This is a genomic window from Brachyspira catarrhinii (genome assembly GCF_005518285.1).
GTDB classification, from domain to species: domain Bacteria; phylum Spirochaetota; class Brachyspiria; order Brachyspirales; family Brachyspiraceae; genus Brachyspira; species Brachyspira catarrhinii.
In genome coordinates this window covers 1-338 of sequence record NZ_SJDU01000851.1, presented here as the reverse complement: position 1 = coordinate 338, position 338 = coordinate 1, and the positions used below count along the sequence as shown (strand labels likewise).

Annotated in this window: 1 protein-coding gene; it reads right to left on the bottom strand. The window is 27.2% G+C overall.

The window, feature by feature from the left end; translation table 11 throughout:
• Positions 1-307, bottom strand: a 307-nt coding sequence (locus EZH24_RS13650; RefSeq protein WP_137999504.1) for a glycosyltransferase family 2 protein, incomplete at its 3' end; no start/stop codon positions are given.
• Positions 308-338: the final 31 nt, after the last annotated feature.

Below are 338 nucleotides of genomic sequence, written 5' to 3'. Positions count from 1 at the left end.
TTACCATACTCTCTACAAAATTATCAGATATAGCAACATCAGCATCAAAAAATATTATTACCTTACCAAATGCCTCTTTAAGCCCTGTATTTCTCATATACTGAACATCAGATTTTATATCATTATGAATAATTCTCACCCCTTCATATGAGTTCGCTATTTCTAATGTCATATCTGTAGAAGAGTCATCTATAACTAAAATATCCATTTTCAAATTAGTTTTTTGTCTTTTTATAGAATCAAGAAGTATTGGTAAGTATTTTTCTTCATTGTATGTTGTTATAGAAAGAGTAACATCATAATCCATTAATAATTCCCTCAAACTTATTTATAACTTC